This is a genomic window from Pseudomonas sp. B5(2017) (genome assembly GCF_002112825.1).
Lineage (GTDB): Bacteria > Pseudomonadota > Gammaproteobacteria > Pseudomonadales > Pseudomonadaceae > Aquipseudomonas > Aquipseudomonas putida_Z.
Genome location: NZ_NEIR01000014.1, coordinates 149,525 through 174,083, shown reverse-complemented (window position 1 = coordinate 174,083; position 24,559 = coordinate 149,525). Strand labels below are relative to the sequence as shown.

Genomic DNA, 24,559 nt, shown 5'->3' with positions numbered 1-24,559 from the left:
CGCTCTATAGTCTTTCTATAATTCCCTATAAACACCGAACCAGAGTGGTTTGCTGAGAGGGCGCCGGGGGCGCTTTGCGCCCCTATCGCGACACAAGGCCGCTCCTACAGGGGTACTCGATCACCTGTAGGAGCGGCCTTGTGTCGCGATGGGCTGCAAGGCAGCCCCAACAGGCAGAATCAGAACAACCAGTGATACAACAGGTACACCACCACCGCCGCCAGCACCGGCCGCAGCACGCGGTAGGCCTTGGGGTTGGCGCGCTTGAACTGCTTGACCTTGCTACTGATCCGGTTGCTGAAGCGCTTGCTCCAGGCGTAGGCCTGGTTGATCCCGCCCACACGCTCGTCGTCGGTGTTCTGCGGCGCGGTGGCACGGCCGAGGAAGGCGCTGACCTGGCGGTTGATGCGGGTCATCAGTGGGCTGCTCAGCGGGCGTTCGATGTCGCAGAACAGGATCACCCGGGTAACGTCGGTCTCGTTCTTGACCCAGTGCACGTAGGTTTCATCGAACATCACGTCCTCGCCGTCACGCCAGGCATATTCCTCGCCATCGACGTAGATGCGGCAAGCATCGGAGTTGGGGGTGGACAGGCCCAGGTGGTAGCGCAGGGAACCGGCGAACGGGTCGCGGTGCGGGTTCAGGTGGCTGCCGCCGGGCAGCAGGGCGAACATCGCGCCCTTGACGTTGGGTATGCTGCTGACCAGCTCGACGGTACGCGGGCAAAGGGTTTCGGCAGAAGGCAACGGTTTGTCGTACCACTTCAGGTAAAAGCGCTTCCAGCCTTTCTTGAAGAACGAACCGAAGCCTGCGTCGTTATCCTTCTCGGCGGCGCGGATGTAGCCCTCGTCGAACAGGCGCATGGCCTCTTCGCGGATTTCCTGCCAGTTGTCCTTCAGCACGTCCAGCTCGGGGAAGCGCTGGCGGTCCAGGTAGGGCTTGGACGGTACGCCGGAAAACAGGTACATCAGGCTGTTATAAGGGGCGAACAGCGCCGAATGGTTGACGAACTGGCGCAACACCGGCAAGCGAGCCTTGCCGCGCAGGTGCACGAACAGCACGCTGCCAAAAAACACCAGCAAGACACCCGCCTTGGCTGCAAAGGAAAAGGTCATGCTTTCACTCCTTGAGGAAGAAACAGGGCTGCGCGCCCTCCACTCCGATAAATCATCCTGCCATCATAAACTGATGCCGCCAGGGTAAAAACAGCCTGGGCAGCAACTCAATCATGAAGATTTTGCAATAAACCACGCTGGCGAGCATTGCTGCGGGTCAGCAGTAGGGCATGAAACCTGGTGGCGCCTTGCGCCCCGTTCGCGACACAAGGCCGCTCCTACAAGGGATTGCGACCTGTTGTAGGAGCGGCCTTGTGTCGCGATGGGCTGCAAAGCAGCCCCAGAACTTACTGCTGGTTTTCCTGCTCGCTGAACATGTCGCTGAACAGCATGCTCGACAGGTAGCGCTCGCCGGAGTCCGGCAGAATCACGACGATGGTCTTACCCTGCATTTCCGGCTTTTCGGCCAGGCGCACGGCCGCCGCCATCGCCGCACCACAGGAAATGCCACAGAGGATGCCCTCTTCCTGCATCAGGCGGATGGCCATGGCCTTGGACTCTTCGTCGGTCACCGTTTCCACCTGGTCGACGATCGACAGGTCGAGGTTCTTCGGCACAAAGCCTGCGCCGATGCCCTGGATCTTGTGCGGGCTGGGCTTGAGCTCTTCGCCGGCCAGGGTCTGGCTGATCAGCGGCGATGCCACTGGTTCCACCGCCACCGACAGGATCGCCTTGCCCTGCGTATGCTTGATGTAGCGCGAAACACCGGTGATGGTGCCGCCGGTGCCGACGCCCGCCACCAGCACGTCGACCGCGCCGTCAGTGTCGTTCCAGATTTCCGGGCCGGTGGTTTTTTCGTGGATCGCCGGGTTGGCCGGGTTTTCGAACTGGCCCGGCAGGAAGTACTGGGCCGGGTCGGAGGCGACGATTTCGTTGGCTTTCTCGATGGCGCCCTTCATGCCCTTGGCCGGGTCGGTCAGCACCAGCTCGGCACCCAGCGCCTTCAGCACCTTGCGGCGCTCCAGGCTCATGGAGGCGGGCATGGTCAGCATCAGCTTGTAGCCACGGGCGGCGGCGACGAAGGCCAGACCGATGCCGGTGTTGCCCGAGGTGGGTTCGACGATGGTCATGCCCGGCTTGAGCTTGCCGCTGCTTTCGGCGTCCCAGACCATGTTCGCGCCGATGCGGCATTTGACCGAGTAGCCCGGGTTACGCCCTTCGATCTTGGCCAGGATGGTCACGCCGCGCGGGGCAATGCGGTTGATCTGCACCAGCGGTGTGTTACCGATGGAGTGGGCGTTGTCTGCAAAGATACGGCTCATGGCAGGGGTCCTTGGCATGAAAAAAAGCAGGGAAAGACCTCAAGGGTAAGCCCGGGCCGGTGGCCCGTAAAGCCTGTTCGAACTCACGCGGACTCGTTGCGGTCAACCGCATATCCTGCGTTGGAGACACTTCGATGAGAGCCCGTTATCGCTGGCCGCTGATCGGCCTGGCCAGCCTGATCGTGCTGTTGGTGGCGCTGCACCTGGCCCTGCCCTACCTGGTGCGCGACTACCTCAACGACAAACTGGCCGACATGGGCGACTACCGTGGCCAGGTGGCCGATGTGGACCTGGCCTGGTGGCGCGGCGCGTACCAGATCAATGGGCTGAAGATCGTCAAGACCACCGGCAAGGTGCCGGTGCCGTTTCTCGACGCGCCGCTGATCGACCTGTCGGTGAGCTGGCACGCCCTGTGGTACGACCGCGCAGTGGTTGCCGAAGTGGTGTTCGACCGGCCGGAGCTCAACTTCGTCGATGGCGGCAACAAACAGAACTCGCAGACCGGTCAGGGCACCGACTGGCGCCAGCAACTGGAAAAACTGCTGCCGATCACCCTTAACGAGGTTCGCATCGACAAAGGCGTGCTGACTTTCCGCAACTTCAACTCCAAGCCACCCGTCAACCTGAAGGCCACTCAGCTCGATGCCAGTATTCGCAACCTCACCAACATTCGTGACGAAAAGGGCCGACGTGATGCCAGCTTCGATGGCACGGCGCTGATCGTAGGCGATGCCAAGGTCGAAAGTCGCGCCACCTTCGACCCGTTCAGCGATTTCGACGACTTCGAGTTCCGCCTGCGCGCCACGGGTATCGAGTTGCGCAAGCTCAACGACTTCGCCAGCGCATACGGCAAGTTCGACTTCAATGCCGGGCACGGCGATGTGGTGATAGAGGCCGAGGCGACCAACGGCCGATTGAATGGGTACATCAAGCCACTGTTGCGGGATGTGGATGTGTTCGACTGGCAGCAGGATGTGCAGGAAAAGGACAAAGGCTTCTTCCGCTCAGCCTGGGAAGCGCTGGTGGGCGCGACCGAGACGGTATTGAAGAACCAGCCGAAGAACCAGTTCGCGACCCGGGTAGAGCTCAGCGGTAGCGTGCACAAGCAGGATATCAGCGCCTTCGAGGCGTTTCTGCAGATCCTGCGCAACGGGTTCATTCAGGCGTTCAATGCGCGGTATGAGCGTGACGCGCCGGATTCCGACTAGGATCGAGTGACGGGGCATTCAGGGACTGAATACCTGGTCTGCGTTTCCAGTCGGCGAACCCCGCGTTATAGTCGGTGACAAATCGAAAACAGGTGTTGGGCCTCTTCGCGGGCACGCCCGCTCCCACAGGTACCCCACAGATCCGGAAGTTTGTGCAATTCCTGTGGGAGCGGGCGTGCCCGCGAAGAGGCCCTGACAGGCATACGGCAGAGGACAGACCCATGAAGTTCGAAGGCACCCGCGACTACGTCGCCACAGACGATCTGAAACTGGCGGTAAACGCGGCCATCACCCTCGAACGCCCCTTGCTGGTCAAGGGCGAACCCGGCACCGGCAAGACCATGCTCGCCGAGCAGCTGGCAGCTTCGTTCGGTGCGCGCCTGATCACCTGGCACATCAAGTCCACCACCAAGGCCCACCAGGGCCTCTACGAGTATGACGCGGTCAGCCGCCTGCGTGACTCGCAGCTGGGCGTGGACAAGGTCCACGATGTGCGCAACTACCTGAAGAAGGGCAAGCTGTGGGAGGCCTTCGAGGCCGAGGAACGGGTCATCCTGCTGATCGACGAAATCGACAAGGCCGACATCGAGTTCCCCAACGACCTGCTGCAAGAGCTCGACAAGATGGAGTTCTACGTCTACGAAATCGACGAGACCATCAAGGCCAGACAGCGCCCGATCATCATCATCACCTCCAACAACGAAAAGGAGCTGCCGGACGCCTTCCTGCGCCGCTGCTTCTTCCACTACATCGCCTTCCCCGACCGCACCACCCTGCAGCAGATCGTCGACGTGCACTACCCGAACATCAGCCAGTCGCTGGTCAGCGAGGCGCTGGACGTGTTCTTCGACGTGCGCAAGGTACCAGGCCTGAAGAAAAAGCCGTCCACCTCCGAACTGGTCGATTGGCTCAAGTTGCTGATGGCAGACAACATCGGTGAAGCGGTGCTGCGCGAACGCGACCCGACCAAGGCCATTCCACCGCTGGCCGGGGCGCTGGTGAAGAACGAGCAGGACGTGCAACTGCTCGAGCGCCTGGCCTTCATGAGCCGGCGCGGCAACCGCTGACAGGAGCCGGGCCATGCTGCTCAACCTGTTCAATGAAATGCGCGCGGCCAAGGTGCCGGTGTCGGTACGCGAACTGCTCGACCTGCACCAGGCCCTGCAAAAGCGCGTGGTGTTCGCCGACATGGACGAGTTCTACTACCTCGCCCGCGCCATCCTGGTGAAAGACGAGCGCCACTTCGACAAGTTCGACCGCGCCTTCGCCGCCTACTTCAAAGGCCTGGAGAACCTCGACCGGCACATCGAGGCGTTGATCCCCGAAGACTGGCTGCGCAAGGAGTTCGAGCGTTCGCTGACCGATGAGGAGCGCGCGCAGATCCAGTCGCTGGGTGGCCTGGACAAGCTGATCGAGGAGTTCAAGAAGCGCCTCGAAGAGCAGAAGGAGCGTCACGCCGGCGGCAACAAGTGGATCGGTACCGGCGGCACCAGCCCGTTCGGCTCGGGCGGCTTCAACCCCGAGGGCATCCGCGTGGGCGAGGCCGGCAAGCGCCAGGGCAAGGCGGTGAAGGTGTGGGACCAGCGCGAATACAAGAACCTGGACGACCAGGTGGAGCTGGGCACGCGCAACATCAAGCTGGCCTTGCGCCGGCTGCGCAAGTTCGCCCGTGAAGGCGCCGCCGAAGAGCTGGACATCGACGGCACCATCGACCACACCGCGCGGGATGCCGGGCTGCTGAACATCCAGATGCGCCCCGAGCGGCGCAACACGGTGAAGCTGCTGTTGCTGTTCGACATCGGTGGTTCGATGGACGCCCACGTCAAGGTCTGCGAAGAACTGTTCTCGGCGTGCAAGACCGAGTTCAAGCACCTGGAGTACTACTACTTCCACAACTTCGTGTACGAGTCGGTGTGGAAGAACAACCTGCGCCGCACCTCGGAGCGCTATTCCACCTTCGACCTGCTGCACAAGTACGGCGATGACTACAAGGTTGTGTTCGTCGGCGATGCGGCCATGGCGCCCTACGAGATTACCCAGCCGGGTGGCAGCGTGGAGCACTGGAACGAAGAAGCCGGGTATGTGTGGATGCAGCGATTCATGGAGAAATTCAGGAAGATCATCTGGATCAACCCGTACCCGAAGCAGGCCTGGGACTACACCGCATCGACCCACCTGGTGCGGGACTTGATCGAAGACAAGATGTACCCGCTGACCTTGCAGGGGTTGGAGGAAGGGATGCGTTACCTGTCCAAGTGATTTTGCCGGTACCGGCCTCTTCGCGGGCTCGCCCGCTCCCACAGGTATTGCGCAAGCCTTGAGGCCTGTGGGGTACTTGTGGGAGCGGGTTCACCCGCGAAGAGGCCGGCAGCCTTAACGCCAACGGTCCAGATATACCTGCTGCTCCCGCCACGCCTCATCCTGCACCACCGCCCGGAACCGCACCACCGCCCCCGGCATGCACTGCGCCAGTTGCGCCAGCGCCAACGGCGTCAATGCCCCCAGCCGCGGATAGCCGCCAATGGTCTGCCGGTCATTGAGCAACACGATCGGCTGCCCATCCGGCGGCACCTGCACCGCCCCCAACGGAATCCCCTCGGAAATCATCGGCGCGCCCTGGTAGACCAGCTGCGGCCCCAGCAGGCGGATGCCCATGCGGTCGGCACGGCTGTCCAGCGTCCAATCGCGGTTGAACGCCTCGAACAGGCTGGTACCGCTGAAGTCACCGATCTGTGCGCCGATCACCAGGTCAAGCACTGGCTTTTGTGCGTACTGTGGCCGCAGCGCTGCCGGTACCTCACGCAAGGTCGCTGAAGCGCTGGAAAATGCCAGCAGCTGGCCTTTGCCGAGCGCAGAGCCCTGGCCATCGATACCGCCCAGTTCTTCCCGCACGACCGTGGCACGGCTGCCCAGCACATCCTCGCCCAGGAAGCCGCCAGGTGCTGCCAGGTACGCCCGCACGCCCTGCTTCGGCTGCTTCAGGGTCAACCGCTGGCCCTTGACCAACGCAAAGCTGCGCCAAGGCGCCAGCGGCTGATCATCGACCCGCGCATCCAGGTCGGCACCGGCCAGGGCCAGCACACAATCCTGCTCTGCGACCACACAGAAACCACCTAGCGCCACCTCGACCACCGGCGCCGCCAACGGGTTGCCCAGCAGCCAGTTGGCCCAGTGCATCGCCACCCAGTCCAGCGCCCCGCCCTGGGTCACGCCCAGGTGGCGTACGCCAAAGCGCCCGGCATCCTGCAACTGGCACAGCGGCGTACTGGCCTCGATCTTCAACTGCTTCATGCTTGTGCCTCCACATCACCGCCCAACGCCACGAACTCGCTGCGCGTAACCGGCACGAAGCGCACCCGATCACCGGGTTGCAACAGGCTGTAGCCCTCGCGTTCACGGTCGAACAGGCGCACCGGGGTACGCCCGATCAGGTTCCAGCCACCCGGCGATACCGCCGGATAGGCCGCCGTCTGGCGCTCGGCAATGCCGACGCTGCCGGCCGCCACGCGCTTGCGCGGGGTGCTAAGGCGCGGGCTGGCCAGGCGTTCGTCCACCAGGCCCATGAAGCCGAAACCGGGGGCGAAACCCAGGGCGAACACCGGGTACTCGCGCTCGCTGTGCAAGCGGATCACCTCTGCTTCACTCAAGCCACTGCTGGCCGCCAACACCGGCAGTTCCGGGCCGACGCTGGCGTCGTACCACACCGGGATCTCATGGCGGCGGCCACCGCTGCCCGTGTCTGGCTGCAAGCCCTCCAGCGCACGGATGATCAGTGCCCTCGCCTCACCCGGTGGCAGGTCGAACTGCACCATCAGCGTGGTGTAGGACGGCACCAGGTCCAGCAAGTGCTCGCCGAACGCCGCACGCAAGCGCTGGCTGGCAGCAAGCATCCACGGCATGTTGCCCTCGTCGATGGAATCGAACAGGCGCACCATCAGGCTGTCGATGGCCACAACTTCAATACGCGGCTTCATCGCGACTCCAGGGCATCGAGGGCCTGGCGAATCTGCCGCACTGCCGCAACCGAACTGTCGTTGTCGCCGTGTACGCACAGGGTGCTGGCCGCCAGCCTCAACGCACTGCCATCGTCCGCCACCAGCGTGTCGCCACGGGCCAGGCGCACGGCCTGCTCCACCACCAGCGCCGGGTCGTGGTGCACCGCGCCGGGCAGGCGCCGCGACACCAGGTGCCCACTGGCGGTGTAGGCGCGGTCGGCGAATGCTTCGAACCACAGCGGCACGCCAATTTCATCGCCCAGGGCCTGGGCGGCGCGGTTGTCGGCGGTGGCCATCAGCATCAGCGGCAGGCCGCCGCCATAGGCCGCCACAGCCTCCAGTACGGTACGCAGCTTGAGCGGGTCGGCCATCATGTCGTTGTACAGCGCACCATGGGGTTTCACGTAGGCCACACGGCCGCCCAACACTTTGCAGATGCCGTCCAGCGCACCGATCTGGTAATGCAGCAGGTCGCGGATTTCCTCCGGGCTGCAGGCCATGGAACGGCGGCCGAAGCCGACCAGGTCCGGGTAGGCCGGGTGCGCGCCGATGGTCACGCCGTGCTCCAGCGCCAGGGCCACGGTGCGGCGCATGATGCTGGGGTCGCCGGCGTGGTAGCCGCAGGCGATGTTGGCGCAATCGATGTAAGGCATGACTTCGGCATCCAGGCCCATGCGCCAGCTGCCGAAACTCTCGCCCATGTCGCAATTGAGTAGCAAGCGTTCCACCGCACGGCCTCCGTTGTCGTTGTTCATATGCCTACCTTAACGCGCCTGCAGCTGTTTGCCGCGGGTTTCCGGCAGGCTCAGCGCCGCCACGATCACCACCCCGTAGGACACGGCGGAGAACACGCCGATACCCAGGCCCAGCGGTACCTTCTGGCCGAGCACGCCGATCAGCAGCGGGAACAGTGCCGCGATGACCTTGCCGATGTTGTAGCAGAAGCCCTGCCCCGAACCGCGGATACGCGTGGGGAACAGTTCGGTGAGGAACGCGCCCATGCCGCTGAAGATGCCCGAGGCGAAGAAGCCCAGCGGGAAGCCCAGCCACAGCATCACGCCGTCGCTGACCTGCATTTGCGTGTACAGCAGCACGATGACGAACGAGCCCACGGCGAACAGGATGAAGTTCTTCTTGCGCCCCAGCAGGTCGGACAGGTACGCACTGACCACATAGCCGACGTAGGAGCCGACGATCACCATGGCCAGGTAGCCACCGGTACCCAGCACGCTCAGGCCGCGCTCGTTCTTGAGGAAGGTCGGCAGCCACGAGGTAATGGCGTAGTAGCCGCCCAGCGCGCCGGTGGTCAGCAGGGACGCACGCACGGTGGTCCAGAGCATGCCCGGGGCAAAGATCTCGTAGAACTGCGCAGGTGCCTCGGCGTTTTCCACCGCCTTGGCCTCGCGGTATACCTCGGGGTCCTTGACCAGGCGGCGGACGAAGATCACGAAGATCGCCGGTACCAGGCCCAGCAGGAACAGCGCGCGCCAGGCCTGCTCGGCCGGCAGCCAGGAGAACAGCAGTGCGTAGAGGATGGCGGTGAGGCCCCAGCCAAGGGCCCAGCCGGACTGCACCATGCCCACCGCCTTGCCACGGTCCTGGGCGCGGATCACCTCGCCGATCAGCACCGCGCCGGCGGTCCACTCACCGCCAAAGCCGAAGCCCATCAGGGTACGGGCGATCAGCAGCTGTTCGTAGTTCTGGGCGAAGCCGCAGAGGAAGGTGAAGAAGGCAAACCACAGCACCGTCAGTTGCAGGGTGCGCACGCGGCCAATGCGGTCGGAGAGAATGCCGGCCACCCAGCCACCCACGGCCGAGGCGATCAAGGTGCTGGTGTGGATCAACCCGGCTTCGGTGGTGGTGATGCCCCACAGCATGATCAGCGTCGGAATGACGAAGCTGAGCATCTGTGTGTCCATGCCATCCAGGCCGTAGCCGATCTTGCAGCTCCAGAACGTCCGGCGCTGCTGTGAGTCGATGTCGCGATACCAGGCGAAGGGCCCGGACGAAGATGGGGAGCTGACCTGCTGCTGCACGCCGGTGGGGTTCATGCTTGCCTCGGCTTGTTGGTATTGTTTTATGGGCGACAATGAGTCGCGGCCTGGCTGCCATTGTTCAGACGCCGCGCCATTTGCGTCCAACGAGAAAAACCGCCGGTCTGGAACAAGAAAAACTGATCATGAACCTTCGCTTCCTCGAAACCTTCGTCTGGGTCGCCCGGCTCAAGAGCTTCCGCCTGACCGCGGAAAAGCTGTTCACTACCCAGGCCTCGGTGTCCAGCCGCATTGCCGCGTTGGAGGCCGACCTGGGCGTCAAACTGCTGTTGCGCGACTCACGTGGCGTCAGCCTGACCCCGGAAGGCGGCAAGGTGCTGGAATATGCCGAGCGCATGCTGGAAACCGCCAAGGCCATGAAGCAGTCGCTGGACAGCGACCGGGCCAAGGTCGGGCGCATCCGTATCGGGGTGATGGACACGGTGATCCACACCTGGATGAGCGCGCTGGTGGCGGAGCTGACCGAGCGTTACCCGCAGGTGGAGATCGAACTGGTGGCCGACACTGCGCTGAACCTTCGCGAGCAATTGCAGAAGGGCTTTCTCGACGTGATCCTGCAGACCGACCTGCTGCGCGAGCAGTCGATCCGCAGCCTGGACCTGGCGCGCTACCCGATGGGCTGGGTGGTGGCCGCCGGCTCGCACCAGCACCGCGACTACGCCTCACTGGCCGAGCTTGGGCGCGAACGCATCATCACCTTCTCGAAGAACTCGCGGCCGCACCAGGAAGTGTTGAGCCTGCTGCTGAGTGCCGGGGCCGAAACGCCGCGGCTGAACTGCGTGAACTCGGTGGCGGCGATTACCCGGCTGTTGCGCGACGGGTTTGGCATTGGTGCGTTGCCGCCGGCGCTGGTGGATGCCGAGTTGAGCCGGGGCGAGCTGGTATTGCTGCAGGGGCTGCAACCGCCGCCGAGCCTGGAGCTGGTGGTGGCCTGGCAGACTGGGGTGGCGTTGGTGGATGAAGTGGTCGGGGTTTGCCGGCAGGTGCTGGAGCGGTATGCGCGGGATGTGGGTGGGCAGCGCATAGTGTTGGTCTGACAGATTTGCAGTGCCTGTGCTGGCCTCTTCGCGGGTAAACCCGCTCCCACAGAGTCACCACAGGTCTTGAGGGCTGCGCAGTACCTGTGGGAGCGGGTTCACCCGCGAAGAGGCCAGCACAGGCACTGCAAAAATCAGCGCCAGCTCTCTTTCACCGCCCCACGCCGCCCGCCCAGGATCACCCAGCCAATCGCCAGCAACAGGCTCTCGACCACGAAGGCCAGCACAAACCCTGCACCAAGCCCCCAGCCAACCGCCTCGGGCACCAGCAGGATCTGGTAGCTGTAGCCATTGAGGGTTTCTTCGCGCAACCGCGGGTCGGCCTGTACCAGCACGTGCCAGGTACGCTGCGCCCATGGCGCTTGCAGCGCCTGCCATTCGTTTTCCAGCAGTTCGTTGCGGATCATCAGGCTTTCGATGCTGTTGGCATCACTGTTGAACACTGGGTCGTCGCTGCTGCGGTAATGCCGCAGCAGCGCCTGCAGGTCACCATTAAAGAAACGTTCGGCGGTCTGCCGGAAGCCGTCGAGCGCCTCGCGTGATTCGAACAGGTGCGCCTCGACCCGCTGGCTGTAGTCCTTCACCAGCCCCGGGACCTGGATACCGGCCAGCAGGCCGAAGGTAAACAACAGCAACCGCAGGTAACTTCTGAACATGCCGCGTCCTTAGCTCTGGCCGTGCGCTACGCACTCGCCGTGCCGCCACAGGGCCCACTGACCCGGCTCGTAGCGCTGCCAGGTCTCGTTCTCGGTCAAGGCCTCGGTGGCGATCACCGTGACCACGTCATTAGGGGTGGTTTCGGTGTGAAAATCGACGATCAGGTCGACATCCTTCAACCGCGCCGCACCAAAAGGTGCCCGGCGGGTAATGTGCACCAGCTTGGTCGAACAGAAGCAGAACAGCCAATCGCCGTCGCTGAGCATGCAATTGAACACGCCCTGGCCGCGGTAGCCGACACAGGCTTCGACCAGCACCGGCAGCAGCTGTTCCACCGGCACGGGCTCGGGGAAGGCGCTGCGAATGCGGTTGAGCAGGTCGCAGAAGGCCGCCTCGCTGTCGGTGTCGCCCACCGGCCGGTAGAAACTGGCCTGGCCCTTGAAGTCGCCCAGCTGGCCATTGTGCGCGAAGCACCAGTTGCGGCCCCACATCTCCCGCACGAACGGGTGGGTGTTGGACAGGCACACCTTGCCGACGTTGGCCTGGCGTATGTGGCCGATGACCACTTCGCTCTTGATCGGGTAACGCTGCACCAGGTTGGCCACTTCCGACTCGCTGCTCGCGGCCGGGTCCTGGAACAGGCGCAGGCCACGGCCTTCGTAGAAGCCGATGCCCCAGCCGTCACGGTGCGGGCCGGTACGGCCGCCGCGCTGCATCAGGCCGGTGAAGCTGAAGACGATGTCGGTGGGGACGTTGGCACTCATGCCCAGCAGTTCGCACATAGGCGTGTCTCCGCTTACAGACGTGGCTCGACCCGGCCGCCGCCTCGGGAGACGGCTGGGGCGGCAGGGGGTGGCGCATCACGGTAACGGTCGCGGCGCTCTGCGGCCAGCGGGCCCTGGGCGCCAATCTGGTCATCTTCGGCAGCCTGGCGCTGGGCAGCGGCCTCGGCCTGCGCGCGGCGCTCGCGGGCGCGCTTTTCCAGCGGCAAGCGCAGCAGTACGAAAAGGAAATACAGGGAAAACGCGCCCATGCCGTACATCGCGAAGTCGGATACCGCGCGCCAGGCGTTGTTGCCGACCTTGAAGGCGACATCCAGGGCGGTGATGGCAATGGCCGGGGCGAAACTGTCCTTGACCGGGTCGACGATGGTCGGGGTCAGCAGCAGCACCGCCAGCACCACCCGCAGCGGTTCGCGCAGCCAGCGCCACATCCAGCCGGTGAGCTTGAAGCCCACCATCAGGCAGCCCAGGGCGGCAACGGCGTAAAGGCCCCAGGCGAGGGTGTAGTCGTTCTCGGTCATGGTGTTCGTGCAAGCCAGGCAAAGAGATGCCTATGATAAACACTTTTCCGGGCGCAGACAGTGTTTGCCTGTACCGGCCTCTTCGCGGGTAAACCCGCTCCCACAGGATCACCACAGATCTTGAAACTGTGCAGTGCCTGTGGCTCTCACAGGAACACCACAGTTCTTGAAAGCTGTGCGGTCCCTGTGGGAGCGGGTTTACCCGCGAAGAGGCCGGCACAGGCAACCCCAATCAAGAGATCCTCAATGCCAACCAAGCCCCAACCCCCGATTGCCCACCAGGCCCAGGCCAGCGACCCGTACGCCTGGCTGCAACAGCGTGACACCCCCGAGGTGCTTGCCTACCTGCAGGCCGAGAACGCCTACCAGGAAGCCTGCCTGGCCGACCAGGCGCCGCTGCGCGAACAACTGTTCGAAGAGATCAAGGGCCGCATCCTGGAAACCGACCTGTCGCTGCCGGCGCCCTGGGGCCCCTACCTTTACTACACCCGTACCACCGCGGGCGACGAGTACCCGCGCCACTACCGCTGCCCGCGCCCGGCCGACGACTCCAACACGGTCGATGAAAGCCAGGAACAACTGCTGCTCGACCCCAACGCCCTGGCCAATGGCGGTTTCCTGTCCCTCGGCGCGTTCAACGTCAGCCCCGACCACCGCCTGCTGGCCTACAGCCTGGACACCAGCGGCGACGAAATCTTCACCCTGTACGTGAAGGACCTGGCCAGTGGCAGCGTCACTACCCTGCCCTTCGACGACTGCGACGGCAGCCTGACCTGGGCCAACGACAGCCAGACGCTGTTCTTCGCCGAACTGGACGACACCCACCGCCCATGGCGCCTGCGTCGCCACACCCTGGGCAACGAAGGCGCGCAGACCGTGTTCGAGGAGCCCGACGGGCGCTTCTTCCTGCACTGCTACCGCACCAGCTCCGAACGCCAGCTGGTGCTGCTGCTCAACAGCAAGACCACCAGCGAAGCCTGGGTACTGGACGCGGAAACCCCGCAGGCACCGTTCACCTGCCTGGCGCCACGGGTCGAAGGCCACGAGTACTTCCCCGACCACGGCCAGCTCGACGGCCAGTGGCGCTGGTTCATCCGCACCAACCAGGACGGCATCAACTTCGCCTTGTACCACGCCCCAGTCGCACCGGTGCCCAGCCGTGAGCAATGGCAGGTGCTGGTAGCGCACCGCGACGCGATCATGCTCGAAGGCCTCAGCCTGAATGCCGGCGCGCTGACCCTGAGCCTGCGCGAAGGCGGCCTGCCGATCATCGAGGTACGCCCGCAGGGCCTGGCGGCCTACCGCGTCGAACTGCCCGACGCGGCCTACAGCCTGTACGTGCAGGACAGCCTGGAGTTCGCCAGCCCACGCCTGCGCCTGCGCTACGAAGCACTCAACCGCCCGGCCCAGGTACGCCAGCTGGAGCTGGCCAGCGGTGCCCAGGCGGTGCTCAAGCAAACCCCGGTGCTGGGGCCGTTCGATGCCGACGACTATGTCAGCGAGCGCCTGTGGGCTACCGCAGCGGACGGCACCCGGGTGCCGATCAGCCTGGTGCGCCGCCGCCAGGACCTGGGCCAGACCGTGCCGCTGTACCTGTATGGCTACGGCGCCTATGGCGAAAGCCTCGACCCGTGGTTCTCGCACGCGCGCCTGAGCCTGCTGGAGCGCGGCGTGGCCTTTGCCATCGCCCATGTGCGTGGCGGCGGTGAACTGGGCGAAGCCTGGTACCGCGCCGGCAAGCAGGAGCACAAGCACAACACCTTCAGCGACTTCATCGCCTGTGCCGAGCACCTGATCGCCGAGGGTGTCACGGCTGCCGACCGCCTGGCCATCAGTGGTGGCAGCGCCGGTGGCCTGCTGATGGGCGCGGTGCTCAACCTGCGCCCCGAGCTGTTCCGCTGTGCGATTGCCGAAGTGCCGTTCGTCGACGTGCTCAACACCATGCTCGACCCCGAGCTGCCGCTGACCGTGACCGAGTACGACGAATGGGGCAACCCTGAGGAGCCGGAGGTGTATGAGCGGATCAAGGCCTACGCACCGTACGAGAACGTGAAGGCACAGGCCTACCCGGCGATGCTGGTGGTGGCGGGCTACAACGACAGCCGCGTGCAGTACTGGGAAGCGGCCAAGTGGGTGGCGCGGCTGCGTACGCGCAAGACCGACGACAACCTGCTGCTGCTCAAGACCGAGATGGGGGCTGGGCATGGCGGGATGAGCGGGCGGTATCAGGGGCTCAAGGATGTGGCCCTTGAGTACGCGTTCGTGTTCGGCGAGTTGGGTGCGGTGTAAACCCCGGATTTGAGCACCCGCGCGATCCCTGTGGGAGCGGGCAAGCCCGCGAAGAATTCAACGCGGTAGTTGGCACCGGCTGCGCCGGTGTTCGCGGGCATGCCCGCTCCCACAAGGGGCGGTGCAGGCCGGTTGAATTCAATCATCCTGCACCGCCGGCTTCGGCGGATCCTGGCGCAACCCCGGCAATGACTGGTCCTTCGGCGGCCCGGGCACCGGCATCGGCGGCAACAGGGGCGCCCCCGGCTGGCTGTCATAGGCCTTGGGCGGCGTACTCGGGGTAATCTGCGGATATGGCGTAGGCGTCGGCGTACCCGGTGCACCGGGCACCGGCGTGCTCAACCGGGGTGGCGTGCTGGCAGCTTCGGCCATGGGCAGGCCGGCGAACAACAGCACAACGAGGATCGCGCGAAACATCAGCAACCTCCTGTCGGGAACCTTCCTACAGGCTACGCCTAAATCACGGCTTTCGCCTGTCCGCCTGCCCCGCAAGCGCGCTAGACTCAATGCATAACCGTCATTTGCCTGATCAGAACAAAGGAAACACCATGAGCTCCACCTCTTCCGCCGCCGCCACCGCGCGCCTGGACCGCATCCTGGCCGATGCCAAGCGCGACAAGGAAATGGGTTACCGCGACAAGGCCCTGAAAATGTACCCGCACGTCTGCGGCCGCTGCGCCCGCGAGTTCTCCGGCAAGCGCCTGAGCGAGCTGACCGTGCACCACCGCGACCACAACCACGACAACAACCCGCAGGACGGCTCCAACTGGGAGCTGCTGTGCCTGTACTGCCACGACAACGAGCACTCGCGCTACACCGACCAGCAGTACTTCAGCGAAGGCTCCACCAGCACCCCGAGCATCGCCAAGGCCACCCACAACCCGTTCGCCGGGCTGGCGGGCATGCTGAAGAAAGACTGACCATCGATTCGGCCCCCGCTGCTACCGGGCAGCCCGTATAATCGCGCTTTTTTTCGCGAAGGGCCCCGGTACGTGGCAAACAAACGATACAGCTGCATCGGCCTGTTCAACCCCAAGTCGGCAGAAAACGTCGGCTCGGTGATGCGCGCCGCGGGTTGCTACGGCGTCAATTCGGTGTTCTACACCGGCAAACGCTACGAGCGTGCCCGTGACTTCGTCACCGACACCAAGCGCGTGCACTACGACATCCCGCTGATCGGCATCGACGACCTGCAGCGCATCATCCCGCTGGGCTGCACGCCGGTGGCCGTGGAATTGGTGGAAGGCGCGCGGCCATTGCCGGAATACACCCACCCGGACCGGGCCATCTACATCTTCGGGCCGGAAGACGGCAGCCTCAGTGCCGATGTGCGGGCGTGGTGCGAAGAGACCATCTACATTCCGACCGAGGGCTGCATGAACCTGGCAGCGACGGTGAATGTGGTGCTGTATGACCGCATGGCCAAGGGGCTGAATACCCGTTCGGGGCCCAAGTTCAAGTAGTAAAAAGGCCGCCACTGCGGCAGCAGGACCGGCCCTTTCGCGGGTAAACCCGCTCCCACAGACTGTGCATTCCCTGTGGGAGCGGGTTTACCCGCGAAGAGGCCGGCACTGACAACACAGGGCGGCCAGGTGCCGAACTCCGTCAGAACAGCACCGGTCTTGCTCAGGTCACGAAGCGTTGATCCAGATGGTCTTCAGCTCCGTGTACTGGTCATGGGCCCAGATGGACTTGTCGCGCCCACCGAAGCCGGACTCCTTGTAGCCACCGAATGGCGTGGTGACATCCCCTTCGCCGAAGCAGTTGACCGTAACCACGCCCGCACGGATTTCACGCGACAGGCGCAGCGCATTGCGCAGGCTGCCGGTGTAGGCCGAGGCCGCCAGGCCGTAGACGGTGTCGTTGGCCAGCTCGATCGCCTCGTCGATGGTCTCGAAGCTGGTCACGCTCAGCACCGGGCCGAAGATTTCCTCGACGAACAGCTTGTTGTCGCGGCCAACGTTGTCGACGATGGTCGGCTGCACGAACACGCCGTCCTCGGTCTCGCCACCCTGGACGATACTGAGCTTGTGCTCGGCGGCGTATTCCAGGTACGACTTGACCTTCTCGAAGTGCGACTTGCTGACCATGGCGCCCAGGCGGTTGTCCGGGTCCAGCGGGTCGCCCAGCTTCCAGTCCTTCAGGTGCTTGGCGATCAGGCCCAGCAGCTGGTCCTTCACATCCTTGTGCACGATCAGGCGCGAGGAAGCGGAGCAGTTTTCGCCCATGTTCCAGAACGCACCAGCGGTGACGAACTGGGCCACTTCGTCCAGGTCCTCGCAGTCGTTCATGACCACGGCCGGGTTCTTGCCACCCAGCTCCAGGACGATGCGCTTGAGGTTGGACTCGGCGGCGTACTTCAGGAACAGGCGGCCGGTGTCGGTGGAGCCGGTGAAGCTGACCATCGGGATGTCCATGTGGCGGCCAATGGCCTCGCCCACTTCACGACCACCGCCAGGCACCAGGTTGAACACGCCTGCAGGAATGCCCGCCTCATGGGCCAGTTCGGCCACGCGCAGGGCGCTGAGGGTGGTTTCCTTGGCCGGCTTGACCACGATCGAGCAACCGGCGGCCAGCGACGGGGCAATCTTCCAGGCCAGCATCAGCAGCGGGAAGTTCCACGGCAGTACCAGGCCGACCACGCCGATGGCCTCGCGCACCACCATGGTCACGGCGGCATTGCCGGTCGGGGCCGTGGCGTCGTAGATCTTGTCGATCAGCTCGGCGTGCCAGCGGATGGTGTGGATGGTTTCCGGCACGTCGACGTTCTGGCACTCGCTGACCGGCTTGCCGCTGTCCAGCGCTTCCAGCACGGCCAGTTCGTGGGCGTTGTCTTCCAGCAGCTGGGCGAACTTCAGCAGCACGTGCTTGCGGTCGTTCGGCTGCATCTTCGACCAGGTGCCCTGTTCGAACACGCGCTTGGCGGCGGCCACGGCCACGTTCACGTCGTTGACGTCGCAGGCGGCGACTTCGGCCAGCTGCTTGCCGGTGGCCGGGTTGGTGGTGACGAAGGTGTTGCCCGAGATGGCATCGCGGAACTCACCGTCGATGAACGCCTGGGTACGCAGTTGCAGTTCGGCGGCGAGGGCCGCGTATTGTTCCTTGCTCAGCAAATCGGCCATTTTCAGGCACCTCCGGTGATCTGTGCGATGTTGCGCTTGAGTTCGGTGACCACGCGCTGCAGTTCCTGCTTCTCGGCCGCATCCAGGTCATACAGCGGCTTGCGTACGCCACCGGTGCTCAGGCCATTGAGGGCGCAGCCGTACTTGATCGACTGGACGAACTTGCCGCCTTCGAGGAAGTCCATCAGCGGCATCATGGCGCCCATGATCTTGCGGCCTTTGTCGAAGTCCTTCTCGATCACACAGGCCTCGTACAAGGCCACGTGCTCGCGCGGGATGAAGTTGGAACCGGCGCAGACCCAGCTCTTGGCACCCCAGGCAAAGAACTCCAGGGCCTGGTCGTCCCAGCCGCACGACAGCTGGATGTTCGGGCGCTGGATGGCCAGGCGGTGCAGCTGGCCCATGTCACCGGAGCTTTCCTTGATGGCGACGATGTTCTTCACGTCGGCCACGGCGTCGAAGAACTCTTCGCCCATGCTCACGCTCATGCGGCCCGGGTAGTTGTAGAGCATGATCGGCAGGCCGGCGGCGGCGTCGACGGCTTTGACGTGCAGGGCGATTTCCTGCTGGGTCGGCAGTGCGTACGGCGGGGTGCCCACCAGCAGTGCGTCGGCCTTGATTTCCTTGGCGTGCTGGGCGAAAGCCACGGCGTCTTCGGTGCGGATGCCACCGGTGCCGACGATCAGTGGCAGGCGGCCGGCCAGCACGTCCTTGGCCTGGGCGGCCAGGTCGATGCGCTCCTGGGTGGTGTGGGCGTAGTACTCGCCGGTGGAGCCACCAATGATGACGCCGTGGATTTTCGACTCGACCAGGTATTCGAGGACCTCGGCGAACGCCGCCTTGTTGATCGAGCCGTCCGCAGCCAGTGGAGTGATTGCCGGGGTGTAGATGCCTTCGAATTTCACGGTAGGTTCTCCAGTGCGTTGCTCAGTGTTGTAAAGGCCGCAGCGGATCGACGCTGCGGCGGGTCGTCATGAATTCAGCTCAGCGAAGCCGCTTGTTGCAGGTTGAGCGAGCGGGTTTCCGGGGCCAGGGCAACGGAGAAGGCCAGGCCGACGAAGGTCACCGCGGCGGCGGCATACATGGTGGCGCCGATGCCATAGCTATCGAGGGCGATGGGCACCAGCCAGGTGCCGACCGCAGCACCGACCCGCGACATCGAGGTGCCCACGCCAACGGCACCGGCACGGATTTCGGTAGGGAACAGTTCGTTGGGGTACACCAGCTGCAACACCTGGGCGCCACCGATAAACAAGGCGTAGGCGCCGAACAGGGCGAGGATCAGCATCTCGTTGCCGTTGCTGAAAGCGCCCAGGCCCAGCAACGCCAGCCCCGACCAGAAGAAGCTGTGCAGCAGCGTGGTGCGGCGGCCGATGGTGTTCAGCAGGCGGGTGCCGATGATGCAACCGACCACGAACAGGCAGGTGATGGCGACCGACCCGATGGCGGCCCAGTCCCCTTTCAGGTTCAGTGCACCCAACACTTTCGGAGCGAAGGCGTAGACGGCGAACACCGGGATCACCGAGCAGGTCCAGAACATGGTGACGAACAGCATGCGCTTGCCGTAGCCGGAGTGCAGCAGGCTGAAGAACGACAGCTTGCGGGTCTTGGGCTCTTCCGGCAGGTTCTTCAGCGAGAAATCTCTGCCGTAGACGCGCTTGATCACCTGCTCGGCTTCGGCCGAACGGCCTTTGCTGATCAGCCAGCGCGGCGATTCGGGGGTGCCTATACGGATCGCGAACAGCAGCGCGCCGATCACCGAGGCACTGGCCAGCACCAGGCGCCAGGCATCATCGCCACCGTGGCGCAGGATCGCTTCACCGACCATGTAGGCGCAGGCGGCACCGGCGAACCACAGCACGGTCAGGGTGGCCAGGCGTGGGCCACGGTTCTTCTTGGGCAGGAACTCCACCAGCAGCGAGGTGGCCACCGGGTATTCGATGCCCACCGCGATGCCGATGGCGAAGCGCAGCAGGAACAGGACCATCGCCGATTCCACCCAGAACTGCGCGATCGAGGCCAGGATGAACAGGGTCGGGCCAACGAAGAACACGCGCTTGCGGCCGAAGCGGTCGGTCAACCAGCCGCCGAAGAAGCCACCGAAGAAAATGCCGATCAGCGCCGAAGCGGCGATCATGCCCTGCCAGAAACTGGTCAGGTTGAGGCCTGCCGACATCTGCACCATGGCAACGCCGATGATGCTCAATACATAGCCATCGACGAACGAGCCGCCACCGGAACGCAGGGTCAGCAACTGGTGAAAGTTGTTGATCGGTACATCTTCAATCGAAACATTTGGACTTGTCATTGTTGTTCCTGCCACTTCTGTTACATGCACAAATTCAAGGCGAGCGTGCCCGCGAAACTGAAAACAGCGTTCAGCCCCGGGTGACCGGCCTGTTGGCCAATCATCAATTTCGGGCAAAGGGTGCCCGTGCCGGCTAAATCGCCACCGGCATCAAGTGTTCAAAGTTGCAACGCGGTCAGCGGTCAGCTTTCTTTGCCAGCGCGGAACTGCCCCCACATCAGGTTGGCGTTCAAGCCCAGGGAAACCAGGGGCTGCGGCGGGTTTGCACAAGGCCCGGGAGCGTTGAGCAAGAACTCGATCAGTTCGTTCTTGTCGCCGGCCAGCCAGTCGGCCAGCAACTTGCCGGTGACAGTGCCACGGGTAACACCCAGGCCGTTGCAGCACATTGCGCCGACAACATTGGGCGCCAACTTGCCAAAGAACCCCATGTGGTTACGCGACAGTGCCAGTGCACCGCCCCAGGTGTATTCGAAGTTCACTCCGGGCAGCATCGGGAAACGCCGGGCGAACGATTCGCGGTGGCGCTGGACGAAGCGGTCCAGGTATTTGCGGTTGCTGCGCCCGTCGGGGTTGTAGCTGAAGCTGTTGCGGATCAGCAGGCGGTTGTCGACGGTGCGGCGCATGGTGGTGCCGAACGGGTCGGCCGGGATCACGCCCCAGTAGGGTTTGCCGCCCAGGCGCGCCTGCTCTTCCTCGGTCAGCGGGCGGGTGATGCTGCCGTAGGTGAACACCGGCAGCATGCGGCCCTTGAGGAAGCCGAAGCTCATGCCGAAGGCGTTGGTGGTGAGCACCAGCTTGTCGGCGGTGATCGAACCGTTGGCATGACGCAGCACTACCTTGTCGCCGTAGTCGACCTCGGTGATGGGCGTACGTTCATACAGCGAAACGTTGGACGGCAGGCTGTCGGCCAGGCCTTTGACCAGCGCCGACGGCTGCAGCAAGGCGGTGCCGGGGGTGAACAGGCCCTTGCGGTAGAAATGCGTGCCGATGTGCTCGGGCAGGTCGCGGCCTTCGATCACTTCGTAGGGCTGGCCGAGCTTGTCCAGACCGCGGCGGTAGGCATCCAGCACGGCGATGCCGCGGTCTTCGACGGCCGCCTGGTACTTGCCGCAGTGGCGGAACTGGCACTCGATATCGTAGCGCTCGATCAGCTCCTTGATGTAGGACTGGCCACCCAGGTTGAGCTTGAGGATGGTCTTGGCGATGTCGATGTCGCCGATGTAGTCCTCGGCGCCGATGTCGTGCGGCAGGTCGATGGCAAAGCCGGCGTTGCGCCCGGAGGTGCCAAAGCCGACCTCCTGGGCCTCGATCAGCACGATCTCGTCGTCCGGGAAGTTCGTTGCCAGCTGCCGTGCGGCAGCCAGGCCGGTGAAACCGGCGCCGACCACCACCCAGCGCGCCTGACTGTGGCCACTGTGGGCCGGCCTTGGCGTGCGGGGCTTGCTCAGGTGATACCAGCCACAGGTGGCATCATCGGCAGGTAACGAACTAATTCTTGTCATGTCACTAACCTGGTTCTTGTTGTCGACGGGTGGTCAGCGCCAGTTGCCTGACCTTGGTAACTCATATCTGAATCGGTACATCCAGCCCTTGCGGCGCGGCGTACTCGGCCATGCGCCGGCGCGACAGCTCGAAGTGCTCGCGCACCAGCTGGCCGGCAGCTTGCGGGTCGCGGCGCTCGATGGCCTGGATCATCTGGTCGTGCTGCTCGCAGGCGATCTCGAGGTCGTGCTGCATGTCATCGGTGGTCGGGTGGCGGTAGAAAATCTTGCCCAGCCGGGTGTGGTCGATCAGCAGGCGACGCAGGCTTGGCAGCAGGTAGTCGTTGTGCGCCATCTTGCCGATTTCCAGGTGGAAGGCGTCGTTGTAGAGCACACGGTTTTCCACGTCGCGCTCTTCGATGGCCTGGCGGAACAGGGCCTGGATACCTTTGAGCACTTCGATCTCGGCGGCGCTGGCATAGGTGGCGGCCAGCTGGGTGGTGGCGATGTAGATCAGCGGGGCGGCGACGAAGAAGCTGTGCAGCGACTCGTGGTTCATGGCAGCGACACGTGGCGCGCGGTTGGCTTCCAGTTCGATGTAGCCTTCGGCGGCGATCTGGCGCAGCAGCTCACGCACTGGCGGGCGCGACAGGCCGAACTCGTCGCACAGGGCCAGTTCGTCCACCACCGCGCCCGGGGCCAGTTCCATGCTGAGGATCCGGCGGCGCAGCGCTTCGGCGAGGACGGCCTTGCGGTCCTGCGGCACTTCTGCACTGAGTGGTTGGACGGTGGCTTTCATGGCGGCCTTCTTTGTTGTCATAGAGCTGTGTCTACTATTTGTATAACGACTATAGGGCACTGTTAGACAATATGTCTACAGCATTTTCGATGAACGGTGAAATCTGTCTGGGCCTTTGTTTTCAGGGGGTCCAGCGGGTTCAAGGGTGAGATTAAACACCCCTTGGGGCTGCATTGCCAAACCGGGCAGAAAATTATCCATATCAGACAAATGGGCAAAATTTGCCGGCCCTTTCGCGGGTAAACCCGCTCCCACAGGATCACCACAGGACTTGAGCACAGTGGTACCCCTGTGGGAGCGGGTTTACCCGCGAAAGGGCCGGCACAAACAAAAAAGCCACCTGCAGGCAGGTGGCTCTCTTCCATTCACACAAATTTCTTCACGCGGTTGCCAAGGCCTCCCGCCGCGCATGCCGCTTGCTGGTAATCACCCCCAGCACCAGGATCACCAGGGCCAGCGCCAGGGTCAGCGATACCTCCATGCGGTGCTTGGGCATGACGAACATGGTGCCGAGGGCAAAGATGATGAAACCGATCACCGCATAGGTCAGCCATGGGTACAGCCACATGCGGAAGGCAATCTCGACATTCTGCCGCTGCAGGATGGCGCGCATGCGCAGTTGCGAGAAGGCAATCGCCAGGTACACCAGCAACGCGATCGACCCGGAACTGGCCAGCAGGAAGGCAAACACCTCGGCCGGGGCGAAGTAGTTGACGATGGTCGCCAGCATGCCGATCAGCGTGCTGCCGATCACCGCCGCACGTGGCACGCCCACCTTCGAGGTGCGCTGGATGAAGCCTGGCGCATCACCGCGCTTGCTCAGCGAGTAGAGCATCCGCGACGAAATGTAGATCGACGAGTTCAGGCAGCTGGCCACCGCCACCAGTACCACGATGTCCACCAGTTGCTTGGCGTAAGGAATGTTCATGATTTCCAGCGCCCGCTGGTACGAACCCTGTACCGGCAGCAGCGGGTCGTTCCACGCCACCACCGAGATGATCACGAAGATCGACAGCAGGTAGAACACGCTGATGCGCCAGATCACCGAACGGGTGGCCTTGGCGATGTTGCGCGCCGGGTCTTTCGATTCGGAGGCGGCGATGGTGACCGCTTCGGTGCCCAGGTAGCTGAACATGGTGGTCAGCAAGGCACCGATGATCGCGGTCCAGCCATTGGGCATGAAGCCGCCCTGCTGCTCCAGCAGAAGTGGCAGGCCACTGACTTCACGCCCCGGCAATACGCCAGCCAGGGCTGCGGCGCCCAGGGCGATGAAGGCGACGATGGCGATGACCTTGAGCATGGCGAACCAGAACTCGAACTCGCCGTACTTGGCCACGCTGAACAGGTTGGTGGCGGTCAGCAGCACGGTCATGCTAAGGGCGAAGAACCAGGCATCGATGTGCGGGAACCAGTTGTTGAGCACCACGCCGGCGGCAATGGCTTCGATGGGAATCACCAGCACCCAGAACCACCAGTACAGCCAGCCGATGGTAAAGCCGGCCCAGCGGCCGATGGCGCGGTCTGCGTAGGTGGAGAACGAGCCGGTATCGGGGCTGGCGACGGCCATTTCCCCGAGCATGCGCATCACCAGCACCACCAGCGCGCCGGCCAGTGCATAGGCGACGATGGCTGAAGGGCCGGCCGCCGCAATGGCGTGCCCGGAGCCGATGAACAACCCGGCACCGATCACCCCGGCGATGGAGAGCATGGTCACATGGCGTTGCTTGAAGCCTTGCGCCAGCTGATTGCTGGCGCCACTCGCGCTTGTCATTGTCATCCTGATCCCTGCTTTTGTTTTCTTTGTGGGGGGACGTGAAGCTCCTGGATCGAAACCCAGCGTGGATGAGCTTCGCGCCCGGTCACGGTACGCCAGCGAGGGGGCGGTCAAGTTGACTGGATCCGCCACGGACTTGACCATAAGTGACATCG

Annotated in this window: 23 protein-coding genes; 7 read left to right on the top strand and 16 right to left on the bottom strand. The window is 63.9% G+C overall.

The features are described 5' to 3' along the window. Window positions 1-179: 179 nt before the first annotated feature. Together CAG00_RS21490 and cysK are read right to left on the bottom strand one after the other, a co-directional pair. Window positions 180-1,115, bottom strand: a complete 936-nt coding sequence (locus tag CAG00_RS21490) for an aspartyl/asparaginyl beta-hydroxylase domain-containing protein (RefSeq protein WP_085618090.1) — start codon at window positions 1,113-1,115, stop codon at window positions 180-182. Window positions 1,116-1,402: 287 nt separating this feature from the next. Continuing rightward, on the bottom strand, window positions 1,403-2,377 hold the full coding sequence (cysK, locus tag CAG00_RS21485) for a cysteine synthase A (protein WP_013973746.1): 975 nt from the start codon (window positions 2,375-2,377) through the stop codon (window positions 1,403-1,405). Window positions 2,378-2,511: 134 nt separating this feature from the next. Here cysK and CAG00_RS21480 point away from each other — a divergent pair, with 134 nt between their 5' ends. The 3 genes from CAG00_RS21480 (at window position 2,512) to CAG00_RS21465 (ending at window position 5,844) form a co-directional block, all read left to right on the top strand. Then, window positions 2,512-3,585: a DUF748 domain-containing protein gene (locus CAG00_RS21480; RefSeq protein WP_085665290.1), complete on the top strand. Its 1,074-nt coding sequence runs from the start codon at window positions 2,512-2,514 to the stop codon at window positions 3,583-3,585. 221 nt (window positions 3,586-3,806) lie between these two features. Next, the gene (locus CAG00_RS21470) at window positions 3,807-4,652 is read left to right on the top strand and encodes a MoxR family ATPase (RefSeq protein ID WP_013973748.1); all 846 of its coding nucleotides are present in this window, start codon (window positions 3,807-3,809) and stop codon (window positions 4,650-4,652) included. A 13-nt stretch (window positions 4,653-4,665) separates the two neighbouring features. After that, window positions 4,666-5,844: a VWA domain-containing protein gene (locus CAG00_RS21465; protein ID WP_013973749.1), complete on the top strand. Its 1,179-nt coding sequence runs from the start codon at window positions 4,666-4,668 to the stop codon at window positions 5,842-5,844. Window positions 5,845-5,958: 114 nt separating this feature from the next. Here CAG00_RS21465 and CAG00_RS21460 read toward each other — a convergent pair whose 3' ends face one another. The 4 genes from CAG00_RS21460 to CAG00_RS21445 are packed head-to-tail and all read right to left on the bottom strand — an operon-like array spanning window position 5,959 to window position 9,631. Continuing rightward, window positions 5,959-6,876 (bottom strand): biotin-dependent carboxyltransferase family protein, encoded by a 918-nt coding sequence (locus CAG00_RS21460; protein WP_085665288.1) that lies wholly within the window; start codon window positions 6,874-6,876, stop codon window positions 5,959-5,961. Next, window positions 6,873-7,559, bottom strand: a complete 687-nt coding sequence (gene pxpB, locus CAG00_RS21455; protein WP_085665287.1) for a 5-oxoprolinase subunit PxpB — start codon at window positions 7,557-7,559, stop codon at window positions 6,873-6,875. The genes CAG00_RS21460 and pxpB overlap by 4 nt, the downstream gene beginning before the upstream one ends. Then, window positions 7,556-8,335 carry a 5-oxoprolinase subunit PxpA gene (locus tag CAG00_RS21450; protein ID WP_085665286.1) on the bottom strand — a complete coding sequence of 260 codons (780 nt, stop codon included), beginning with the start codon at window positions 8,333-8,335 and terminating at the stop codon, window positions 7,556-7,558. The genes pxpB and CAG00_RS21450 overlap by 4 nt, the downstream gene beginning before the upstream one ends. Before the next feature lie 9 nt (window positions 8,336-8,344). Then, the gene (locus CAG00_RS21445; protein WP_013973753.1) at window positions 8,345-9,631 is read right to left on the bottom strand and encodes an MFS transporter; all 1,287 of its coding nucleotides are present in this window, start codon (window positions 9,629-9,631) and stop codon (window positions 8,345-8,347) included. A gap of 128 nt (window positions 9,632-9,759) precedes the next feature. On the opposite strand from CAG00_RS21445, the gene CAG00_RS21440 reads away from it, so the two are divergent. Next, window positions 9,760-10,671: a LysR family transcriptional regulator gene (locus CAG00_RS21440; protein WP_015271343.1), complete on the top strand. Its 912-nt coding sequence runs from the start codon at window positions 9,760-9,762 to the stop codon at window positions 10,669-10,671. Window positions 10,672-10,805: 134 nt separating this feature from the next. Here CAG00_RS21440 and CAG00_RS21435 read toward each other — a convergent pair whose 3' ends face one another. The 3 genes from CAG00_RS21435 to CAG00_RS21425 are packed head-to-tail and all read right to left on the bottom strand — an operon-like array spanning window position 10,806 to window position 12,631. Continuing rightward, window positions 10,806-11,327 (bottom strand): DUF2937 family protein, encoded by a 522-nt coding sequence (locus tag CAG00_RS21435; RefSeq protein ID WP_085665285.1) that lies wholly within the window; start codon window positions 11,325-11,327, stop codon window positions 10,806-10,808. 9 nt (window positions 11,328-11,336) lie between these two features. Next, window positions 11,337-12,110 carry a class II glutamine amidotransferase gene (locus tag CAG00_RS21430; RefSeq protein ID WP_085665284.1) on the bottom strand — a complete coding sequence of 258 codons (774 nt, stop codon included), beginning with the start codon at window positions 12,108-12,110 and terminating at the stop codon, window positions 11,337-11,339. Window positions 12,111-12,124: 14 nt separating this feature from the next. Beyond that, complete coding sequence (locus CAG00_RS21425) at window positions 12,125-12,631, bottom strand: MFS transporter (RefSeq protein ID WP_085665283.1); 507 nt, start codon at window positions 12,629-12,631, stop codon at window positions 12,125-12,127. Window positions 12,632-12,877: 246 nt separating this feature from the next. Between CAG00_RS21425 and CAG00_RS21420 the strand changes: the two genes are divergently transcribed. Further along, on the top strand, window positions 12,878-14,920 hold the full coding sequence (locus tag CAG00_RS21420; RefSeq protein ID WP_085665282.1) for a S9 family peptidase: 2,043 nt from the start codon (window positions 12,878-12,880) through the stop codon (window positions 14,918-14,920). Window positions 14,921-15,058: 138 nt separating this feature from the next. Here the strand turns inward: CAG00_RS21420 and CAG00_RS21410 are convergent, their stop codons facing one another. Continuing rightward, on the bottom strand, window positions 15,059-15,337 hold the full coding sequence (locus CAG00_RS21410; RefSeq protein ID WP_085665281.1) for a hypothetical protein: 279 nt from the start codon (window positions 15,335-15,337) through the stop codon (window positions 15,059-15,061). A 131-nt stretch (window positions 15,338-15,468) separates the two neighbouring features. Here CAG00_RS21410 and CAG00_RS21405 point away from each other — a divergent pair, with 131 nt between their 5' ends. Both CAG00_RS21405 and CAG00_RS21400 read left to right on the top strand, forming a co-directional pair. Beyond that, window positions 15,469-15,840, top strand: coding sequence for a YajD family HNH nuclease (locus tag CAG00_RS21405; protein ID WP_003259546.1), 372 nt, complete (start codon window positions 15,469-15,471; stop codon window positions 15,838-15,840). Window positions 15,841-15,912: 72 nt separating this feature from the next. Then, window positions 15,913-16,383 (top strand): RNA methyltransferase, encoded by a 471-nt coding sequence (locus CAG00_RS21400; RefSeq protein ID WP_025340213.1) that lies wholly within the window; start codon window positions 15,913-15,915, stop codon window positions 16,381-16,383. Between the two features lie 168 nt (window positions 16,384-16,551). Here CAG00_RS21400 and CAG00_RS21395 read toward each other — a convergent pair whose 3' ends face one another. From CAG00_RS21395 to gabP, 6 genes are all read right to left on the bottom strand, one after another. Next, on the bottom strand, window positions 16,552-18,042 hold the full coding sequence (locus CAG00_RS21395) for an aldehyde dehydrogenase (protein ID WP_025340214.1): 1,491 nt from the start codon (window positions 18,040-18,042) through the stop codon (window positions 16,552-16,554). Between the two features lie 2 nt (window positions 18,043-18,044). Then, window positions 18,045-18,947: a dihydrodipicolinate synthase family protein gene (locus CAG00_RS21390; protein ID WP_085665280.1), complete on the bottom strand. Its 903-nt coding sequence runs from the start codon at window positions 18,945-18,947 to the stop codon at window positions 18,045-18,047. Between the two features lie 74 nt (window positions 18,948-19,021). Continuing rightward, window positions 19,022-20,350, bottom strand: coding sequence for an MFS transporter (locus tag CAG00_RS21385; protein WP_075046027.1), 1,329 nt, complete (start codon window positions 20,348-20,350; stop codon window positions 19,022-19,024). A 182-nt stretch (window positions 20,351-20,532) separates the two neighbouring features. After that, the gene (locus tag CAG00_RS21380; protein WP_085665279.1) at window positions 20,533-21,852 is read right to left on the bottom strand and encodes an FAD-binding oxidoreductase; all 1,320 of its coding nucleotides are present in this window, start codon (window positions 21,850-21,852) and stop codon (window positions 20,533-20,535) included. A gap of 61 nt (window positions 21,853-21,913) precedes the next feature. Then, window positions 21,914-22,630: a GntR family transcriptional regulator gene (locus CAG00_RS21375; protein WP_085665278.1), complete on the bottom strand. Its 717-nt coding sequence runs from the start codon at window positions 22,628-22,630 to the stop codon at window positions 21,914-21,916. 379 nt (window positions 22,631-23,009) lie between these two features. Then, window positions 23,010-24,407, bottom strand: a complete 1,398-nt coding sequence (gene gabP / locus CAG00_RS21370) for a GABA permease (RefSeq protein WP_025340219.1) — start codon at window positions 24,405-24,407, stop codon at window positions 23,010-23,012. Between the last annotated feature and the right edge of the window lie 152 nt (window positions 24,408-24,559).

Excerpts from the sequence above, each read along its gene's own strand:
- CAG00_RS21480 (WP_085665290.1), top strand. The coding sequence starts at position 2,512 with ATGAGAGCCCGTTATCGCTGGCCGCTGATCGGCCTGGCCAGCCTGATC.
- CAG00_RS21450 (WP_085665286.1), bottom strand. The coding sequence starts at position 8,335 with ATGAACAACGACAACGGAGGCCGTGCGGTGGAACGCTTGCTACTCAAT.
- CAG00_RS21490 (WP_085618090.1), bottom strand. The coding sequence starts at position 1,115 with ATGACCTTTTCCTTTGCAGCCAAGGCGGGTGTCTTGCTGGTGTTTTTT.
- CAG00_RS21395 (WP_025340214.1), bottom strand. The coding sequence starts at position 18,042 with ATGGCCGATTTGCTGAGCAAGGAACAATACGCGGCCCTCGCCGCCGAA.
- CAG00_RS21445 (WP_013973753.1), bottom strand. The coding sequence starts at position 9,631 with ATGAACCCCACCGGCGTGCAGCAGCAGGTCAGCTCCCCATCTTCGTCC.
- CAG00_RS21470 (WP_013973748.1), top strand. The coding sequence starts at position 3,807 with ATGAAGTTCGAAGGCACCCGCGACTACGTCGCCACAGACGATCTGAAA.
- CAG00_RS21385 (WP_075046027.1), bottom strand. The coding sequence starts at position 20,350 with ATGACAAGTCCAAATGTTTCGATTGAAGATGTACCGATCAACAACTTT.
- CAG00_RS21440 (WP_015271343.1), top strand. The coding sequence starts at position 9,760 with ATGAACCTTCGCTTCCTCGAAACCTTCGTCTGGGTCGCCCGGCTCAAG.
- CAG00_RS21410 (WP_085665281.1), bottom strand. The coding sequence starts at position 15,337 with ATGTTTCGCGCGATCCTCGTTGTGCTGTTGTTCGCCGGCCTGCCCATG.
- CAG00_RS21460 (WP_085665288.1), bottom strand. The coding sequence starts at position 6,876 with ATGAAGCAGTTGAAGATCGAGGCCAGTACGCCGCTGTGCCAGTTGCAG.
- CAG00_RS21420 (WP_085665282.1), top strand. The coding sequence starts at position 12,878 with ATGCCAACCAAGCCCCAACCCCCGATTGCCCACCAGGCCCAGGCCAGC.
- pxpB (WP_085665287.1), bottom strand. The coding sequence starts at position 7,559 with ATGAAGCCGCGTATTGAAGTTGTGGCCATCGACAGCCTGATGGTGCGC.
- CAG00_RS21435 (WP_085665285.1), bottom strand. The coding sequence starts at position 11,327 with ATGTTCAGAAGTTACCTGCGGTTGCTGTTGTTTACCTTCGGCCTGCTG.
- CAG00_RS21375 (WP_085665278.1), bottom strand. The coding sequence starts at position 22,630 with ATGAAAGCCACCGTCCAACCACTCAGTGCAGAAGTGCCGCAGGACCGC.
- CAG00_RS21380 (WP_085665279.1), bottom strand. The coding sequence starts at position 21,852 with ATGACAAGAATTAGTTCGTTACCTGCCGATGATGCCACCTGTGGCTGG.
- gabP (WP_025340219.1), bottom strand. The coding sequence starts at position 24,407 with ATGACAATGACAAGCGCGAGTGGCGCCAGCAATCAGCTGGCGCAAGGC.
- CAG00_RS21465 (WP_013973749.1), top strand. The coding sequence starts at position 4,666 with ATGCTGCTCAACCTGTTCAATGAAATGCGCGCGGCCAAGGTGCCGGTG.
- CAG00_RS21405 (WP_003259546.1), top strand. The coding sequence starts at position 15,469 with ATGAGCTCCACCTCTTCCGCCGCCGCCACCGCGCGCCTGGACCGCATC.
- CAG00_RS21430 (WP_085665284.1), bottom strand. The coding sequence starts at position 12,110 with ATGTGCGAACTGCTGGGCATGAGTGCCAACGTCCCCACCGACATCGTC.
- CAG00_RS21425 (WP_085665283.1), bottom strand. The coding sequence starts at position 12,631 with ATGACCGAGAACGACTACACCCTCGCCTGGGGCCTTTACGCCGTTGCC.
- cysK (WP_013973746.1), bottom strand. The coding sequence starts at position 2,377 with ATGAGCCGTATCTTTGCAGACAACGCCCACTCCATCGGTAACACACCG.